We start from the raw sequence: 18,331 nt of genomic DNA on the forward strand, positions 1-18,331 counted from the left end.
TTACGGCGTGATCTCCAAGTCCTCACCTGTCTCCGACAGGTGTGCCGCCACGGCTGCGACAGCCCTCTCGGGATCGCCCGCCGTGATGGCGTCCAGGATCGCGCGGTGGGCAGTGATCGTGTCCTGCTGGCTCTCGCCGCGGAGGAAGCGGCCGTCGTAACTGGCCAGCCGGTGCTCGGTCAGGACGTCACCGAGGGACTCCAGGACCAGCTCCAGGATGCCGTTGTCGGCCGTCCTGGCGATCTCGTGATGGAACGCGAGGTCGAGCGCCACGAAGCGCTCGCGGTCGTCGACAGACTCCTCCATCTTCTCCAGCAGCGCGGTGGCATCGTCCGTGGTCGCCTCTCCCGCACCCACACGCACCGCCGCACGCGAGGCCATGGCCCCTTCGACCGCGCCACGGGCGTCCAGCACGTCCTCGAAGCGCAGCGACTGCTGGCGCAGGCGGAACCCCAGGATCTGGCCGAAGACGCGTGAGGTCGGCACATTCACGCGGGCCGGCCGGCCCTGGCTGGAGACGAGGATCTCCCGTGCGGCCAGGGCCCGGATCGCCTCACGGACCGCGAGCCTGTTCACCCCGAACCGGGCAGCCAGTTCGCCCTCCGGCGGCACTTCGTCGCCCGGCTTCAGGCCGGTCTCCTCGATCAGAGTGATGATCTCGCTTGCGACCTGATCGAACAGCGTGGTGCGGCGCACTGCCACGTCGGGACTCCTTCAAGGATGCTGCTGGGCAGCATCAGCCTACTGCCGGGCGTTCGACCTGCTCCGGTGCAGTCTCCTCGATCGTGGTCCCGTGCTGAAGCGACCTCGGATGCCCGCCGTCCTCGCCGTCCCACCGTCGGGCCGGCGTGAGGCGTCGACCGACGCGAGGACACCGCGCAGGGCGCCCCTGTCGGCGTCCGACGAGAACGCGCCTCCCATACCCACTGCGACGGCGCCGACCGTGATCCACTCCGGTGCGGAAGCCGCGTAGATGCCACCGGTGGGAACGACCCGCGTCTGGGGCGGCGCCTGCAGCAGGTCACGCAGCACGTCCGGCGTGAACGCGCGGGCGGGGAACAGGTTCACCGCGGCCGCCCCTGCCTCCAGCGCCGCCACGATCTCCGTGGCGCTCCCGGCGCCCGGCAGCACGACGAGCCCGTACCGGTGGCCGCAGGCCGGCACGGCCGGGTGCAGGGACGGGCACACCAGGAAGCGCTCCGACGAGCGCGGCCAGCCGGGAGCTTGCGGGGGAGTGGCGGATTGCCCGCTTCGGGCATGCCGGGACAGCCGCACGGACCCATGCCGCGGACGGCCAGGACGGTGTCGGCGGCGACCCTCGAGGTCCGGGTCGTCGGCGGCCGCCGTGTACTCCTGCAGGACGAAGACCAGCGCGGGCCCCTCGTGGACCAGGAGTTCCGGTGAGGCGGCGGACTGCTTCACCACCGGTCCGCCGGGAGCGAGGGGGCCGCGCAGCACGGCGATGCCGCTGCCCGCGGCCTGGACGGGATCGGCGAGGGGGCTGATCGCTTCCCTCGCCGTGCACTTCGGCGTCGGCGCACTCCTTGACGAGCGGGCAGAAAGGGCTCTCCGGGCGAGAAGACCGGGAACTCCAGCGGTACTCCACCCGCCCGCAGAACGCCTCGCTCGACCGCCTCGGCCAGGCCGGTCAGATGCCGGTTGCAGGGAGTCGGATCGGAGGCGGACTGGCAGATCCCGACGACGGGGCGTCCGTCGAAGGCCCAGGATCCCAGTCCGGTTGCCCGCAGATGGTGCCAGGCTATGAAGCCGTTCTTGATGTCCCCGCCGAACCACTGGCGGCTGCGCAGATCCTCTTCGGCGTACACGATCGCCAACTCGGCGGCTAGGCAGACACCCCCCACCAGGGATCTTGTCGAACCGGACCGAGCGCCGCTCGAAACTCGAAGTGTGCGGGATCTAGTGGCATAGCTGCTTAACTGCTAAGTAGTACTCATGCAACGATACTCACGAGCAGGCCTGCTTCTGGCGGCCGTGCTGACCGTGTCGCCTGCCGTCATGGGGCAGGCACACGCGACGACCGACGCGACGGACTCGCCGGAGACCGCACTGGTCATCGAATCCGCAGGTCTGCGGGTGCGCACCGGAGCGCAGTTCCCCTACGTCGTCGACTACAGCGACCGGGCGACCGGCGCCGTCCTCGGCGGTCGGGCCACGCCCCTCGACACCGTGGTACTCAACGGCACGCCTCACCGGGCCGCGGGTCGAGCGAGCGTCGACGGCGCGACGGTCCGCTACCGACTGGCCTTCCCCGACCTCGACGGCGTTCGCATCGACGCGCACATAGCGGTCAAGGGTTCCCAGGTCACCTTCCGGATCGACCGGATCACCGACACCGCCGACTTCCGTGTCCACACGATCGACATCCCGGGCCACAACCTCCTCTCCGTACGCGGAGACCAGCCCGGCGCGCACGTCACCGCGGCCCGCGTCGACCCGGACAAGAACGGCAAGGGCGATACCTTCACCGCCGTCACCCGGGACACGCCCGCCGACGCGTCCCCGCAGGGCTCGGCGTACGCCATCGTCAACACGGACCGGCTCGCCGCCGCGATCGAGACCAACTCCGTGCAGGACGAGGCCACCAGTGAGAACAGCCGGGTGAAGCGTCAGGCCGTCAAGGCCGACGGGACGACCGAGGTCGGAGTCTCCAGCGGGCAGTGGACCTACCGCGCCGCAGGGTCACCCTTCACCGAGGAGCTTCCGTGGGCGAAGGTCGTCGTCACCGGCGACCGCAACACCGACGCCAAGGTCGACTGGCAGGACGGCGCCATCGCCTTCCGCTCGATCGGAGTGAAGGCCGAGGGATCCGAGGACACCCCCGGCCGTGTGGTCACCCACATCCCCTTCAACTTCGCGAGCTACGCGAGCAACCCCTTCACCAAGACACTCGACAACGTGAAGCGGATCTCGCTGGCCACCGACGGCCTCGGCCAGCTCGCCATCCTCAAGGGCTACGCCCAGGAGGGCCACGACTCCGCCCACCCCGACTACGGCGGCAACTACAACACGCGGGCCGGCGGACTCAAGGACCTCAACGCCCTCGCGAAGGAAGGCAAGGACTGGGGCGCCTCCTTCGGCGTCCACGTCAACTCCACCGAGGCGTACCCGGAGGCCAAGGCGTTCAGCGACAAGCTGGTCGACGCCAAGGCCAAGGGCTGGGACTGGCTCGGCCAGTCGTACTACATCGACCAGCGCCGCGACCTCACCAGCGGTGACATAGCCCAGCGCTTCCAGCAGCTGAGGGACGAGACCGACCCCAACCTCAAGTTCCTCTACATGGATGTCTACTACAGCCACGGCTGGAAGTCCGACCGCCTCCAGACCGAACTGCGCAAGCAGGGCTGGCAGCTCGGCACCGAGTGGGGCGACAAGATGGAGCGTTCCTCCCTCTGGTCGCACTGGGCCAACGAGCCGAGCTACGGCGGCGACGCCAACCGCGGCATCAACTCCAAGGTCATCCGGTTCATCCGTAACAGCGAGAAGGACGTCTGGATCGACAACCCGCTGCTCGGCTCCGCGAACATCAAGGAGTGGGAGGGCTGGGGCAACCAGAACGACTGGAACAAGTTCTACGCCAACATCTGGAACCGGAACCTTCCCGCCAAGTTCCTCCAGAAGCAGCAGATCACCCGGTGGACCGACCACGACGCGAAGCTCACCGGCGGCGTCCGCGTCACCGACGCTTCCGGCACCCGCCAGGTGTTCGTCGGCGACGACAAGGTGCAGGACGGCAATGCCTACCTGCTCCCCTGGACCGGCGCCAAGGCCTACCACTGGAACCCGGCCGGCGGCACCAGCACCTGGCCGGTCCCCAAGCAGTGGAAGAACGAGAAGTCGGTCACCCTCTACAAGCTGACCGACCAGGGCCGGGTCAAGGTCGGCGCGCTCCCCGTCCAGAACGGGAAGATCACCATCGACGCGGTCAAGAACCAGCCGTACGTCGTCTACCGCAACGACCACGACACCACCCAGCGGCCGGACTTCGGCCAGGGCTCGCACGTCACCGACCCCGGCTTCAACTCGGGCACCCTCAAGGACTGGCAGGTCGACGGACCCGCCTCCGTCGAGCGCAACGCACTCGGCCAGTACGAAGCCGCCGTCCCCGGCTCCGCCACCGGCACCCGGCTCACCACGACCCTGCGTGACCTCGTCCCGGGCAGGCGCTACGCAGCCTCCGTCTGGGTCGAGGTACAGCCCGGCACGTCCCGCAGGGTCACACTGACCGCGGGCGGTGCGCGGAACTGGATCGACCGCTCCACAGCCAAGGACGCCTTCGGAATCGACGAGAAGGGAGGCACCTACTTCCAGCGCACTACAGCCCGCTTCACGGCCACGGCCGGGACGGCGAAGCTGACCGTCGACGCCGCGGCCGGCGATGCCGCCGTCAAGTTCGACGACGTCCGCGTGGTGAACACCACCAAGTCCGAGAAGGCCGGCACGGTCGCCCACTGGGACTTCGAGGACAACGAGCAGGGCTGGGGCCCGTTCGTGCAGACCGAGCCCGGGGACATCCGCACCGTGCGCTCCGAGAAGCACGCCCCGTACACTCAGGCGGGCTGGAACGGCCAGCTCACTGACCAGACCCTCGACGGCAACCACTCGCTGAAGTCCCACGAGGAGGGCGCCCAGCTCGTCTACCGGACGATTCCGCAGACCGTGCGGTTCGAGCCCGGCCACCGCTTCCGGGTCTCCTTCGACTACCAGAACGCCTTCGCCGGCCAGTACGCCCTGTCCACCGGGTACGACCGGCTCGATGCGAGCGGTGCCAGGACGACCGAGACGCAGCAGAACCTCTTCGGGCAGCAGCGCACCACCGCCCGCTACAACCACGAATTCACCGCGGGCGACTGCGGCGACTACTACGTCGGCATCCGCAAGGTCGGATCCGCCCTCGAGCAGGCCGACTTCGTCATGGACGACTTCACCGTGACCGACCTGGGCGAGACGGACGAGGTCTCCTCCTGCGCGACGCTCGCCGTCCAGCCCAAGTCCGGCAAGCTCGTGCCGGGCGTGGCCAACAAGGTCGACGTGGCGTTCACCAACGGCGAGACGACCACGGCCACCGCCGTCGAGGCCGAGTTGACCGTCCCCGACGGCTGGACCGCCCAGCCCGAGACGTCCGCCACGCTCGCCTCCGTCGCCCCCGGCGCCACCGGCAAGGTGACCTGGAAGGTCACCCCGAAGGCCGGCATCCCCGCCGACACGTTCACCCTGAACGCCCAGGCGTCGTACACCGCGGGTGAGAAGAAGGCCTCGACCGCGGCCGCCGTCCAGGTCAGTACGGTCCCGCCCAACTACCTCCCGCAGGACCGCATCAAGATCGTGGACGTCGACAGCCAGGAGACCGAGGGCGAGGACACTCCGGCCACCAACGCCCTCGACGGCGACCCCGCCACCTGGTGGGGCACCGGCTGGTCGGCTTCGTCCCCGAACTACCCGCACCACATCACGCTCGACCTCGGCGGCTCCCACCCGCTGAAGGAGTTCAGGTACCTGCCGCGACAGAACCACACCAACGACCGGATCAAGGACTACGAGGTCTACGTCTCGACCGACGGCCAGAACTGGGGCCAGCCGGTCGCCAAGGGCACCTGGCCCAACAGCGCCGACGAGCAGATCGTCCCGCTCGGCGGACGCACCGGCAGCTTCATCAAGCTCGTCGCCCTCAGCTCCGTCAACGGCCAGCCGTGGGCGGGCGCGGCGGAACTGAACGTCCTCACCCAGGACTGACGGCTTCGTAGAGCCGCACGGCAAGAGGAGCCCCGCCCGCATCGCGGACGGGGCTTGTCGTCGTCCCCTCTGATCGGCAGCCTTCAGGTTGCGGTCCGCCGCACTTCAGTGACCTGGTCGTCCGACTTCAGCATCGACACCCCCCGGCCAGGTTCGTCCGTGCGGGCCGTGTCGAGCACGACGAGTCCCCGATCAACGCCCCCCCACGACGCGCGGCTCCTGGACGCCTGCACCATCGGCGTCCCGCCGGTGGTGGAGAACGGAACGCCCAACGCGGATCTGCTGTACTCCGAGGCGTTCATCGACCTGTGCATCGAGCCCTTTGCGCTGCACACCTGCCGGACACCGGCGACATGCGCTACTGGCCCGCGCAGATCCTGACAGCTTCACTGACACCGCCGCCAACATCTCCCGCGCTCGATCGGTTCCGGCCCTGGCGACTACGCCCTGGTCGGGCCCGGATGGAGCCGACCGCTTCCGCCCGGCGTCACCGAGGGTTGCTGGAGTTCTTCACAGTCCTCAACCGCTGCCTGCGCGAGGGCGGCATGCGCCCGGGCGACGAGGGCTGCAGCACCTGTTCGCCCGCATCGGCGTGGGCCCCGTCCGGGAGTTCGACCCTGCCACGCCGGACTCCGCCGCCCGCGAGGCCCTCACCCGCGCCGTCGCCGACGGCTGGCCGCGGCCAGTGGCCCCCACGCTATCCACTGCACCTGAACCACGCCGCGACCTGGCGAAGGGGGCTCCGTCCGCATCGTGGACGGAGCCCCTTCCCTCTCATCTCCAGCCGAGCTCCGTCAGAGCGCGCGCAGGGTCACGTCGTCGCAGACCGCTGTGCCCGGCTGCTCCCGGTAGCAGAAGACCGTCGCCGTACTGCCGGTGGTGCCGGTGGTGAACTCCACCGAGGCGAGAGTCCACTCGTTGTCCGAGACCGAGGCGGACGTTGCGGCTCCTCCGAAGCCCTTGGCGCCGAGGACTGTGGACCCGCCGTCGTTCCTGATCCAGGCCGAGAGCACGTAGCGGGTGGCGGGGCGAAGACCCGTCACGGACTGTTCCGCCGTGGCGAAGCCGCCGGCAGGCGCGGTGAGCCGGGCCGCCTTCGTTCCTTCGTGGGCGTCGGCGACGGACGCCGCGTTACGCGTCGCCCAGCCCGTCAGCCCGTTCTCGAAGCCGCTATTGGAGAGCAGCGGGGTGACCGGGGAAGCCTCGACCGGAGTGGGGCGCGCGCCTTCGACTCCCGGGCCGTTGTAGGCGCCGATGCTGGGGGCCGTGTCAGGAGGGACCGGGTTGCCGGAGAAGTCGCGGTCGCCGATGTCGGGAAGTGCCGCACCGGCACCCAGCGCGGGGGAGTCCGCGTGCAGGGCGTACGCCGCGCCCGCGTCCCCGATCCCGGTCGCAGTGCCCCGACCCGTCAGCAGCGGATCTGCCGTGCCGCCACCCGGATTCGCGGGCGCGCCCGCGATGTTGTGGAGCATGTTGTCCGACACTGTCACCGCGCCGGAGCGCAACGCGAACGTCGCCTTGCCCGTGCCTTCCTTCACGACCACGTTGTTGCGGAACGCGATCTCGTGCCGCTGGGCGGTGTTCTCGTTCACGACGGTCTGGGAGACCCCGGGGGCGATATAGATCGTGTTATTGAGGAAGCGCACGTCGTCGAAGGACCCGGAACAAGTTTCGATGCCCCGGAAACGGTCGTTCTGGCTGATGTTGTAGCGGATCACCGCGTCGCCCAGGGTGCCGCCCGCAGTGCAGACCAGGAAGAAGCCGCCGGCGTTGTCGTGGCTGTAGTTGTACTGGAACACCGTGCCGAAGGAGCCCTCGTCGACGTCGTAGGCCATGCCGTCACGCGTCGTCTCGCCGCCGGACACATCGTTGTACTGGAAGACGGTGTGGTCGGCGTTCCACGGCCAGATCCCGGCGTTGTAACCGGCGGAGCGGCGCTGGAAGCCGCGGACCACGTTCCGCTCCACCAGGGCGCCGTCCGTGGCGGTCAGGACGATGCCGTCGCCGCCCAGGTCCTCCAGGGTGTTGCCCCGTACGACGACGCGGGTGGCGGGCAGCCACCGGGGACCGGCGGGGTTGTAGTCGGTGATCACGGGCCGGTTGTTCCAGCTGGACGCGAAGTAGATGCCTTCCCGGTCCACCGTCCGCAGGGTGTTGCCCTCGACGCGAACGTCGTCGAACCGCGTCTCCACCGTGGAGCCGGTGACGGAGAAGAGGATGCCCGCGGAACCGCCGGTGTGCTTCGTGTCGTCGCCGAGCACGTCGTGGATGACGAGATCCGTCAGCCAGTAGTGGGTGCCCGTGCCGTAGTCGTCGAGCAGCACGTGGACACCGCGTTTGTTCCGGCCGGGGTTCCCCGCGTTGGTGATCTCCAGACCGGAGACCTCCACCCACTCGGTGTTGTGGAGCAGGACGGCGTCCGGGGCGCCGGCACCGTCGATCACCGGCTTGGCCCCCTCGCCGTACGCGCCGATGACCAGCGGGTGACCGGGACGCCCGGCGCCCTTCGGAGCCAGCGTGCCCGTACACCGTGAGCCGCGCGCGAACACGAGTCGGTCACCGGCGTCAAGGGCGAGGGAGTTGACCTGGTCCAGAGTGCGCCATGGATGGGTAGGTGACCCGTTCGCACCTCCACCGGTCGCCCGGCAGTCGACGTGATGAACCCTGCGGCCCTCGCCGTCCGCCGCGGCGGCGGCCGACGACGCCCCCGCCACCAGCACGATGGAACACAGGAAGGCCACGCCATGCGTCAGAAGGTGTCTCATGAAGTCTCGATTCTCTTGTGTTCGTGGAACGGAAATCAGCCGACGAATACGCCGCTGGCGCCGGCATTCGCACCGGCCGCCTTCCTGAGCGCGATCGTCACGCGGCACTTGACGACCCAGGAGAGCCAGAAACCCTCGTCGAAGCGGCCAGTACGGAAGGAGTCGTGGACGGTGTCGAGCGCATCGGACACGACGACCTCCTCGTCGCGTGGGAAGCCGCCCGCGACCCCGTCCCCGTCGACGGGATACAGCGCGACACGCTTGGCTGTGCTTCCGGTGTCGACGGTGAAGGTCACGGGGGCACCGAACCAGGAGGGCAGGATGCGGCGCCCCGACTCCGTGGGGTGCTGGAGGGCCCCGCGCCTCGGTGCTGTTGCCGTTCCAGGTCCAGGTACCGCCGGCCTGCGAGGTGTCCAGCACGACCCCGGTGGGATTCTTGCGCCCGAAGCCGGGGATCTCCCAGCCGTCCGCCCCGTACGCGCCCTTCCAGTCGCCCCGCGTCGTGTCGACGCGCTGCCGCGGGCCGACCTCGGGTGCGTCGAAGGCGAGGACGTCACGCGCAGCGGAGACCGTCCAGTCGTCGGTACGTGCGGTGGCGCCGACCGCCACCTTGCCCTGCCGGTCCTTCGGAGCGGTCAGCGAGAACTCCGCGACGGCGGACTCACCGGGCTTGAGGCGGGGGTTCCTGACCGCGCCCGGCTCGACCGTCCACCCCTCGGGCACGCCGAGGGAGAGACGCCCGACCGACAGGGTCTTGGTGCCGACGGCGCGCAGGGTCGTGGTCACGGCGACGGAGCCGCCGGGCTCGACGGTCTCCGGCAGCTCCAGCACCACCCCCGCCTGGGCGACGATCCGGTACTCCTCTCCCGTCCGGGTCGGCAGGGTCAGGACCCCGTCCCGCACCGTGTGGTCCGCCGGCTTTCCGTTCGCCCGCACGACACGGAACTTGCCCGCGAACAGCGGATGGTGCAGTCGCGCGGTCGCTCCGCTGCCGGAGGCGATCCGGATCTCCGTCGCCGCGCCCTGACGCCAGGTCGCGCCGACGGTGAAGTTCCCGCGCGCCCGCAGGCCGTCGTACGAGCCCGACTCTCGCCAGGTGGCGGGCAGCGCGGGCAGGACATGGACGGCGCCGTCGCGGGCGTGGCTCTGCAGCAGCATCTCCGCGATGCCGGAGGTGGCGCCGAAGCTGCCGTCGATCTGGAAGGGCGGGTGGGTGTCCCAGAGATTGGGCAGCGTCGACGACTTCAGCTGCTCGCCGAGCATCTTGGCCGCGTGGTCGCCGTCCCCGAGCCGGGCCCAGAAGTTGATCTTCCATGCCTCGGACCAGCCGGTACCCCCGTCACCGCGTGCGGTGAGCGACACCCGGGCGGCATCGGCGTAGGCCGAGCCGGGGTCGATCTGTCGGCCGGGGTGGAGCGCGAACAGGTGTGAGACGTGGCGGTGGGTGTTCGCGGGGTCGTCGAGGTCGGCCTTCCACTCCTGGAGCTGGCCCCAGGATCCGATGCGCAGGCCAGGGTTCATGGTGTCGAGCGCCGCCAGCACCTTCGCTCGGAACTCCTTGTCGTCGCCGAGGTCTTCGGCGGCCTCCGCGGTGTTCGTCAGGAGATCGAACACGATCTGCTGCGAGACGGAGGCGCCGGCGGTGAAGGCGCCCTGCTCGGGGGAGTAGCTGGGGGAGACGACCCTTCTGCCGTCGCGAGGATCGTCGTACAACTGTGCCGCGGCCTTGTCGACCGCCGCGGTCACCTGTGGGTGCGGGCCGGGACCTCGGTAGTGGGGACAGATGTCGGCGTAGTCGGTTCCGGCGGCCAGGACAAAGGTGGCGTCGTCGGCTCCGGTCACCGTGATCCGGTCGTCGCCGTCGGTGCGGGTGCCGCCGCTGATGAGGATCTGGACCTGGCCCTCGTGGACGAGACCGTTGTCGGCGAGAACGCCCCGGATGCGCGGACTCCCGTTCTCGGCCGTCAAGGAGGTGCCGCTCCGGGCGCTCGTGAAGCGCAGTGTGAAGGAGACCTTGCCCGGACGGTCGGCGCTGAGACGTCCCTCGACGACGTTGCCCGGACGGCTCGCGAAGTACTCGCGGCTGAAGCGGGTCTCCCCGTCGCTGTGGCTCACCGCCGCGAGCGCCGTGCCGATATCGAGGCTGCGGCGGTAGCCCGTGGGGGAGGAGGGCGCGCCGGCGATGTCGAGGAAGAGGTCGCCGTAGTTCTGGTGGTTGCCGAAGCTGGGGACCTTGCCGACGGTCGCGTACGTCGGGTTCCCCAGCCGCCGCGATATCTCGTCCGGATCCATCGAACTGTGCTCGTCGACGGCCTTCTGCACGTCGGCTGTCGCTCCGGGGCGGGGGACGGGCCAGTCGCCGTGGTCATACCCCTCGGTGCTGCCCGGTCCGCGCGTCCAGAGCGACTTCTCATTGAGTTGGAGTTGGTCGCTGGCCACTCCGCCGAACATCTTGGCGCCCAGGGCGCCGTCGCCGATCGGCAGGGCCTCCTGCTCCCAGCTCGTGGCAGGTTTGTCGTACCAGAGAGTCTGCGAGCCCTGTACGGGGGCCGTGGCGCTCGCCGCACGGTGTGCCGCGGCGGCCCCGGCGCGGTGGACACCCGTCAAGGCCGTCGCGGCGACGCCGCCGGCCGCCGCGCCCGGGACCGCTCCACGTGTGTATCTCCGTGACATGAATCCGTCTCATAGAGGTCCGATATCTGATGGGATCATTACGGCAATAGGCGGGACTGAAGTGGTGACGCCTTGTCAATTCGTCCGATGCCACCGCACGGCAGATCAGTTAGTCCTGGGTGCTCAGCACCACGTACTCCCACTGGCCCAGGGGCTGTTCGAGCACGACCCGGCCGTCCTTCCATCCCACGGTCATGCGAGCGCCGCGCGCGGTGACCTGGACGGCCGCGGCTGGCTCCGGCATCCCTGCGGGGAGCCGGACCCGGACGTCGTCCGCCTCGTCCGGGGACGCGTTCCAGACGACCACGCGCCAGGCGCGACCGTCCGTCAGCGCCTGTGTCACCAGCCAGGGGTGGCCCGTGGCGCGTGCATGGGACGCGTCGGAGATCCAGTCGAGGACGGCACCGAGCTGGACGGCGCGTTGCGGGTTCATCAGTACGCGGTCCGCTGTGTGTGCGGGCCACGGGACGACCGCGACGCGGCCGCCTAGATCGTTGTCATGGAGGACCAGGCCGGGGCCTGTCTCACGCCCGATTTGATCGTGTACGACGCTCGCCACGCGTGCCCGCGGAAGAGGTTCCCCGTGCATCAAATCCGCCCGGTCGTAGCTCTCCACGTCGAGGGAGATCACGCAGCCCGGCCGCAGCGCGAACTCCGGGTCCGTGCACACCTCGCGGACGTACCCCTCAGGCGCGGAGCGGACAGAGGCCAAACCGATCAGGGGGCCGTAACCCCGCTCGAAGAGGATGCGCGCGGCCACGGAATCCAGCAGGAGTCCGCCGCTCAGCCACTTGCGCAGTTCGGAGTCGTCGAAGGCCCAGGTGGAGGCCCCGGACAGGGCGTTGACCCTCGCGCCGCCGCGACCGGTCACCGCGTGCCCGGCGGCGCCGAGCAGGCCGGCCCATCCGCCCTGCTCCACGACGAGCGACTGCCAGCGTGCCTTCTCGGTGTGGACCCGGCGGCCGGTCGCCTGTGACCACGGCAGGCCGACACCGACAGTCCGCAAGGACTTGGGGAACGTCTCGGAGAGCCAGTCGAACGTGTCGCGCCACTCGGCGAGGAAGGTCGCCCGGCGCGGTTCGTCGTCCGGGTGGTTGCCGAGGAAGTCGTACAGGCTGATGGCCAGCCCGTCGCAGCCGAGCACATGGGCCAGCGACATCTGCGCGGCGGTCTGCCGGAAGGACTTGTTCCACTGCCCGTACGGCCAGCACTCGATCTCCGGCAGACTGCGGACTGTTTCCGGCTGCACCGAGCGCTGCATGTCGAGCTGCAGCGAGGCGTACGGCAGTTCGGCGCCGTTCGTGTCGGAGTATGCCCAGAAGTGCGGGCGGTGCAGCCCGGGCAGCTTCAGCCACGCCGACCAGTTGCGACCCTCGGCGGCGTGTTGATCGGTGCGCGAGGACATCAGACCGAGCCGGTCGCCGAGGATGCCGCGCCAGGAATCGAGCAGCTCGAGCTGCGTGGCCTCCCAGAAGTCCAGCCACCGACCACGCCAGGGGTGCGGTTCGCCCGGTGCGGTACAGGCTGCGACCAACTCCTCCCGCGTGGTGGTGATGCCGGTGCGGCGCGCGAACTCGGACAGGTGCAGCTCGCAGAAGCAGCCGCCCCAGTCCAGAGGCCGGTGGTTGTGCAGCCGGATGTCGTCCTCGATCCACACCGCGTCGACGTCCTCGGCCGCGTAGCGGCGCAGCGTCTCGGCGTAGTACGCGCGCCACTCCGGGTCCAGGGGGCACACCTGGGCGGCGGCAGTCGTCCCGTACTGGTCGGTCATCGGCTGCCACGGCTGGTCCGGCTTCAGTGAACGGGCCCAGTCGCTGTGGCCGACGGTGTGGCCGGGGTTGAGGCTCACCGCGATGCCCTCGGCGCGGAGCCGGGTGCGCCAGGGGCGTGTGGCGGTCAGCCAGTGGTCGATCCGGTCGAGGCTGTCGTGACCGTCGTTGTACTCCATGCCGAAGAGGAAGACACAGATCTCCTCGGCGCGAGCAGCGCGCGCCATGGCCAGCAGCCGGTCGCCCACCAGGGTCGGGTCGTCGGCGGGATCCACCTGCAAGCGCAGGACGAAGCGTGAGGTCACCTGTTCGCACCTTCGGTCTTCGGGCGCCGGCCGGGAGGCGGGCGCGGAGTGGCACGATCAGCAGCCTGGCGATATAGCAGCTAGGCTGTCAAGTGTTCCTCGGGTGGGCCGAGCTGCGTCCGCAACGCCGTACGGCCGAGGTCGCGGCTTCGCCGCTCTGGACCAGCGGTTCCACGACGCGGTCGCACTGGCCTCACACCGGCCGTTGCTCGCGGACGCCGTGGAGCGGCTCCACTCGCATCTGCACATCTTCCGGATCGCCAGTGTCCAGGTCTCCGAAGATCCGACGCCGGCGGAACACGAACGTGTCCTACGCGCCATTTCGCGCAGGAAGGCCGACCGCGCAGCGGAGGCCATGGCGAACCACCTGAAGAACAGCCTCGAGCGCCAGCTCACACAGAGGATGGACCAGTGACCTGCGGAGCCTCCGCCGGATACCGTCCTGCCGCGTCCATCTGCGACGGAGGCGCTGTCACCTTGTTGGGCGTGTAAGTGTCTGACGGTGCGTCGGGGCATGGTGGGCCCGCGGTCCGGGCCTGTGTTCAGGCCGTGGTGGGCCGGTCGACAGCGCCGGTGATCTGGTCCCAGATGGCGAAGCGGTGGTCATCTCGGCTCGGTGTTCGAGGGCGGTCATCAGGTGGCGGCGGGGCCGGAAGTGGGGTGAGATGCCGCTGAACGCGGACAGGAACCGCTGGGCCGCGCCGACGCTGCGGAAGCCCTTCATTGCGCGTTCACGCTGCCGCGTGGGCTGGTGGCTGTTCTCGGCCCGGTTGTTCAGGCCCTTGTGGGAGCGGTGTTCGACCGAGGGCATGGCCTCGCGGTGGGCCGCGCCGTAGGAGCGGAGCTTGTCCGTGACGATCACGCGCGGCACTGCGCTCGTCTTCTTCATCAGCCTGTGGAAGAAGCGCCGGGCGGCGGCCTTGTCCCGGCGGCTCTGCACGAGGATGTCGAGCACGTTGCCGTCCTGGTCGACGGCCCGCCACAGGTACTTCCGCTCCCCGTTGACCTTGATGAACACCTCGTCCAAATGCCATTTACCCCCGGGTCGGGGCCGACGGCGACGCAGTCCGTCGGCGTAGGCCTGCCCGAACTTGGCGCACCACCGCCGGACCGTCTCGTAGGAGACGATCACGCTGCGCTGGAGCATCAGCTCCTCCACCTCACGGAAACTGAGTGGGAAGCGGAAGTACAGCCACACGCAGTGGGAGATCACCTCGACCGGGTACCGGTGCCCCTTGTACGACGGCGACGTGCTCCCCACGGACGATCCCCCTCCACCATGATCAACCCGAGGATCCTCCCACGCCATCCGCCAACGTGACTGTGAGGATGATCGGGTGCCGCTCCGGGCGGTGGCTTGACTCGCAACGTGACTGGCCGTGTGCCTTGGCATTGATCTGTCGGCTGCCTGCTCGGTGCGGTGCGTGCTGCCGCCGGGCAGGGGACGTGTCCCGATAGGGGCCTTCGCGACAGGCACCGTCACAGTCTTGACCGCCCCGGCCCGGCGACGGCCACCAGCACCCAAGGCGATCAGGAGAAGGCGACCTTGCCCAGCATCACGCAATCCGCTGCCCCGTGTAACATCCCGGCCGACGCCGCCGAGGAGGTCCTGCTCGGCGTGGACACCCACAAGGACGTTCACGCCGCGGCTGTCATCACCATGCTCGGTGCCGCCTTGGACGGCCGGAGCTTCCCGGCGACCGCGCAGGGATACCGCCAACTCGTCGCCTGGGCCCGCTCGTTCGGAGTGGTGCGACGTTCCGGCGTCGAGTGCACCGGCTCCTACGGGGCGGCCTTGGCCCGCCACCTGCACGCCGAGGGAATCGAGGTCACGGAGGTCAACCAGCCGGACAAGGCCGCCCGCCGGCGCCACGGCAAGACCGACGCCGTCGACGCCGAGGCCGCCGCCCGCGCCGTGCTGTCCGGACGCGCCACCGCCGCGGCCAAGACGAGCGACGGCCCGGTGGAGATGCTGCGGCTGTTCAAACTCGCCAAGGGGTCCGCGATCAAGTCCCGCACCCAGGCCATCAACCAGCTCAAGAGCGTCCTGGTCTGCGCCGACTCCGCCCTGCGCGAGGCTCTGGCCAGCCTGACCAACCCGCACCTGATCAAGCGGTGCGCCGCACTGGAAGCTCTGGACGCGACCGGGCCTGCTACAGCTGCCCGGCACACCCTGCGTCTGCTGGCCCGCCGAATCCAGCACCTGACCGAAGAGATCGACGACCTGAACCAGCGGATAGCCGAGGCCGTCAAGGCGAGTACGCCCGGTCTACTCGACGTACGCGGCGTCGGCCCGGACAGCGCCGCAGCCCTGCTCATCGCCGCAGGTGACAACCCCGAACGCCTCACCAGCGAGGCGTCTTTCGCAGCCTTGTGCGGCACCAGCCCGGTCGAAGCGTCCTCCGGCAAGACCCAGCGCCGCAGACTCAACCGCGGCGGCGACCGCCAGGCCAACGCTGCCCTCTACCGGATCGTCCTCAGCCGCCTGCGCTGGGACGACCGCACCCGGAACTACCTGCAGCGACGCCTTGCCGAGGGCAAGACGCGCCGAGAAGTCATCCGCTGCCTCAAGCGCTACATCGCACGGGAGGTCTACCGGCTCATCGCCACTCCGAGCCCCGTAGCCAGCCGCGCACGTGCCGCAACCGCTACTTGACATCCATAGGGGCATCATTGCCCATCTGGCGTATGAGCATCTTCAGCCGGTTGATGTTGCCCTCGACAGCACCAGAACTGTGCGGCAGGGAGAGGCCATTGCGGACGGCGTCGAGGTTGCGGCGGAGGTTCTTCGCAAAGGAGGCCAGCGGCGTGAGAGTGTCGGATCCCGCGGTGGCGATCCAGTCTTCCAGGCGGTCTCCGTGGCGTCCGGTCATCATGGCGGCGAACCTACGGACGTGAAGAGTGAGACGGTCCAGTTCCGGATCGCGCTGCCGCAATTGCTGCAGTTTGTCGGCACTGCTGTCGGCGAGATGCTCGGGATGCTGCATGATCCAGGAGGTGGCCTCTCGGACTGTGGGGGGCTTGGGGCCGGGTTCGGGGGCGTGTCCGCGTCCGTCGCGGTAGCGGCGAAGGTGACGCTGGATGGCCAACTCACCGCCGGGGTAGCCAAGTTCCTTGATCTCCCGGTAGAGCTGGGTGGCGTTTCTGACGCCCTCGTTCCACCACTGGTGGAGATAGCCGATATAGGGGTCGACGACGTGGGCCCGCTGGAGGGTCCTGGCAATGACCTCGTCGACGGTGCGGGCGTTGACGAGCTTGCGGACGGTCGCTTGGTGAAGTCCGAGTTTCCGGCCGATGGCCGCTTTCGACATGCCCTGCTCCCACAACTCGTGGACAGCGGCGTGCTGGTCGCGCAACCGAGCGTGATCGTCGGGCGGGGCTGTGATGTGGTCGTGGCAGTGTGCTGCGACCGCGATTTGACGCGTCCATGCCGCTCACTCCTACGGCTCTGGGGTGCTGATCCGGGCGAGCAGCAAGGCGACGTCGTCGGCGGGTGCGGGGGCGAGCCGGTCCAGTACGGTTCGGCTGAGGGCGTCCAGCGGCAGCGCGGAGTTGGTGGTCAGCACGTCGCGGAGCTGGGTCAGTCGCTGGTCGAGGTCCGTGCAGCGGGTCTCGACGAGGCCGTCGGTGTAGAGGGTGAGAATGCTGCCTGGGGGCAGTGGCAGGTCGGTCGGTACGAAGTCGATGCCGCCGACGCCCAGTGGCGCTCCGGCGGGCAGTTCCAGTAGTTCGGCGGTGCCGTCGGGGTGGATGACGGCGGGTGGGGGATGGCCTGCCCGGGTGATCGAGCAGCAGCCGGCCGCCGGTTCGCAAACTGCGTAGGTGCAGGTGGCCAGGGGTGTGTCGGGAAGGTCTTCCAGGCAGGTGTCGAGCTGCCGCAGCAGCTGCTCGGGGGGCAGCGCCAGTCGGGCGAGCGCCCGCATGGTGCTGCGCAGCTGACCCATGGCGGCCGCGGCCGCGATGCCGTGTCCCATGACGTCCCCGACCATCAGGGCGGTCCGTCCTTCGGGCATCTCAACGACGTCGTACCAGTCACCGCCGACCACGTTGACGTCGCTTGCGGGCCGGTAGCAGTGGGCGACCTCGATCCCGGGCGGGGGAGTCAGCCGGTGCGGCAGCAGGCTGCGCTGCAGCAGCACTGCCGCGGACTCGCCGGTGTCCAGCACCCGCTGCATCACGGTCTCCACCTCGGCGCTGTTCACACCGGGCAGCACCTCGGACAGCCGCCGACCGAGGTGCCCCGCCTCGGTCACGCCATTGATCGCCTCCAGGGCGGTGTTGACACGCAGGTAGCGCAGTTCGCTGTCGAAGACGCACAGCCCGATCGGCGAGCGGCTGAACAGCCCGTCCAGAACGGCGCGGGACACCCGCATCTCCAACGCCGCGGAAACGTCCACGAGGAACACGAGCACATCGCCGCCGGCACCGGACCGTTCCGGCACCTGATAGGCCCACACCGCGAGCTCCATCAGGTGCCGGTCCCGGTGCCGCGCCGTGCACGGCCCCGTCGTGGCACGGCCGGCGGCGACCCGCTCCAGCAGCGACCAGGCCGCGGAGCGACCTTCCGCCGGGATGAGCAGCTCGCCCCGGCTGCCCAGCACCTCCGACGCCGGATAGCCGAGCAGGGCCTCGGCCGCCGCATCCCAGTGGACGATGCGGCCCAAGGCGTCCACCCGCACCCCGGCCACCAGCAATTCGTTCGGCCACAGGCCACCCAGGCGTACCTCCGCTGCGTCGGCCGCCTGATCGAATACTTCGCGACGGTGCATGAGGCTCCTAGCGGGCTGCTCTCTTCCACTATCGGCCATCTACGCGAGGGCCACGAGTGGATCCTGGGGCGGGGCGGAGCAGAAAATCTGATGACAAGCTGATGGTCCCCGGCGGCTTTCCGAACGCCGACGGGCCAGGTCAGGGCGCGGTGCGAGAGAGCGCCGCAAGTCTCCAGCCGTCTACGGGATCGCTCAGCCGGGTCCCTGGGTGCCGTCAGGGTGCTGCAAGACCTTGCTGGCCTGCGTCCCAGTCGCGTTCCTGCGCCTGCGGAACTGCCCGGCAGGATGTAGGCAGGAGG

General features: G+C 69.5%; 11 protein-coding genes and 2 pseudogenes. 4 read left to right on the forward strand and 9 right to left on the reverse strand.

Features of this window, described 5'->3' with window-relative positions:
* The 3 genes from OH809_RS36025 to OH809_RS36035 are packed head-to-tail and all read right to left on the reverse strand — an operon-like array spanning window position 1 to window position 1,862.
* Window positions 1–702 carry a FadR/GntR family transcriptional regulator gene (locus tag OH809_RS36025; protein WP_406417221.1) on the reverse strand — a complete coding sequence of 234 codons (702 nt, stop codon included), beginning with the start codon at window positions 700–702 and terminating at the stop codon, window positions 1–3.
* Window positions 703–741: 39 nt separating this feature from the next.
* Window positions 742–1,506, reverse strand: coding sequence for a dihydroxy-acid dehydratase (locus OH809_RS36030; protein ID WP_406424792.1), 765 nt, complete (start codon window positions 1,504–1,506; stop codon window positions 742–744).
* Entirely contained in the window at window positions 1,419–1,862 is a 444-nt protein-coding gene (locus OH809_RS36035) for a dihydroxy-acid dehydratase (RefSeq protein WP_406516054.1), read from the reverse strand. Before OH809_RS36035 ends, OH809_RS36030 begins: the two co-directional genes overlap by 88 nt.
* Before the next feature lie 91 nt (window positions 1,863–1,953).
* Here OH809_RS36035 and OH809_RS36040 point away from each other — a divergent pair, with 91 nt between their 5' ends.
* The gene (locus OH809_RS36040) at window positions 1,954–5,751 is read left to right on the forward strand and encodes an endo-alpha-N-acetylgalactosaminidase family protein (protein ID WP_406417219.1); all 3,798 of its coding nucleotides are present in this window, start codon (window positions 1,954–1,956) and stop codon (window positions 5,749–5,751) included.
* Between the two features lie 54 nt (window positions 5,752–5,805).
* Complete coding sequence (locus tag OH809_RS36045; RefSeq protein ID WP_406417217.1) at window positions 5,806–6,132, forward strand: hypothetical protein; 327 nt, start codon at window positions 5,806–5,808, stop codon at window positions 6,130–6,132.
* A gap of 413 nt (window positions 6,133–6,545) precedes the next feature.
* Here OH809_RS36045 and OH809_RS36050 read toward each other — a convergent pair whose 3' ends face one another.
* From OH809_RS36050 to OH809_RS36060, 3 genes and pseudogenes are all read right to left on the reverse strand, one after another.
* Entirely contained in the window at window positions 6,546–9,350 is a 2,805-nt protein-coding gene (locus tag OH809_RS36050) for a right-handed parallel beta-helix repeat-containing protein (RefSeq protein ID WP_406516308.1), read from the reverse strand.
* A 6-nt stretch (window positions 9,351–9,356) separates the two neighbouring features.
* Window positions 9,357–11,189, reverse strand: a pseudogene (locus tag OH809_RS36055) (glycosyl hydrolase family 95 catalytic domain-containing protein); the annotation flags it as partial.
* A gap of 109 nt (window positions 11,190–11,298) precedes the next feature.
* The gene (locus tag OH809_RS36060) at window positions 11,299–13,263 is read right to left on the reverse strand and encodes a hypothetical protein (RefSeq protein WP_406417215.1); all 1,965 of its coding nucleotides are present in this window, start codon (window positions 13,261–13,263) and stop codon (window positions 11,299–11,301) included.
* A 103-nt stretch (window positions 13,264–13,366) separates the two neighbouring features.
* Here OH809_RS36060 and OH809_RS36065 point away from each other — a divergent pair, with 103 nt between their 5' ends.
* Window positions 13,367–13,678 (forward strand): FCD domain-containing protein, encoded by a 312-nt coding sequence (locus tag OH809_RS36065; protein ID WP_406417213.1) that lies wholly within the window; start codon window positions 13,367–13,369, stop codon window positions 13,676–13,678.
* A 198-nt stretch (window positions 13,679–13,876) separates the two neighbouring features.
* Here OH809_RS36065 and OH809_RS36070 read toward each other — a convergent pair.
* Window positions 13,877–14,524, reverse strand: a pseudogene (locus tag OH809_RS36070) (IS6 family transposase); the annotation flags it as partial.
* 399 nt (window positions 14,525–14,923) lie between these two features.
* Here OH809_RS36070 and OH809_RS36075 point away from each other — a divergent pair.
* Complete coding sequence (locus OH809_RS36075) at window positions 14,924–15,919, forward strand: IS110 family transposase (protein WP_406424786.1); 996 nt, start codon at window positions 14,924–14,926, stop codon at window positions 15,917–15,919.
* On the opposite strand, the gene OH809_RS36080 is transcribed toward OH809_RS36075, so the two are convergent.
* Window positions 15,912–16,619 carry a transposase gene (locus OH809_RS36080; protein ID WP_406417211.1) on the reverse strand — a complete coding sequence of 236 codons (708 nt, stop codon included), beginning with the start codon at window positions 16,617–16,619 and terminating at the stop codon, window positions 15,912–15,914. The genes OH809_RS36075 and OH809_RS36080 overlap by 8 nt on opposite strands.
* A gap of 84 nt (window positions 16,620–16,703) precedes the next feature.
* On the reverse strand, window positions 16,704–18,032 hold the full coding sequence (locus tag OH809_RS36085) for a PP2C family protein-serine/threonine phosphatase (RefSeq protein WP_406417209.1): 1,329 nt from the start codon (window positions 18,030–18,032) through the stop codon (window positions 16,704–16,706).
* Window positions 18,033–18,331 lie beyond the last annotated feature (299 nt).

Origin of the sequence: Streptomyces sp. NBC_00873 (genome assembly GCF_045207415.1) — a bacterium.
In the GTDB taxonomy this organism is placed as follows: Bacteria; Actinomycetota; Actinomycetes; order Streptomycetales; family Streptomycetaceae; genus Streptomyces.

Bases quoted from the DNA above. Each gene is read 5' to 3' on its own strand.
- OH809_RS36075 (WP_406424786.1), top strand. From the start codon at position 14,924: ATGCTCGGTGCCGCCTTGGACGGCCGGAGCTTCCCGGCGACCGCGCAG.
- OH809_RS36085 (WP_406417209.1), bottom strand. From the start codon at position 18,032: ATGCACCGTCGCGAAGTATTCGATCAGGCGGCCGACGCAGCGGAGGTA.
- OH809_RS36040 (WP_406417219.1), top strand. From the start codon at position 1,954: ATGCAACGATACTCACGAGCAGGCCTGCTTCTGGCGGCCGTGCTGACC.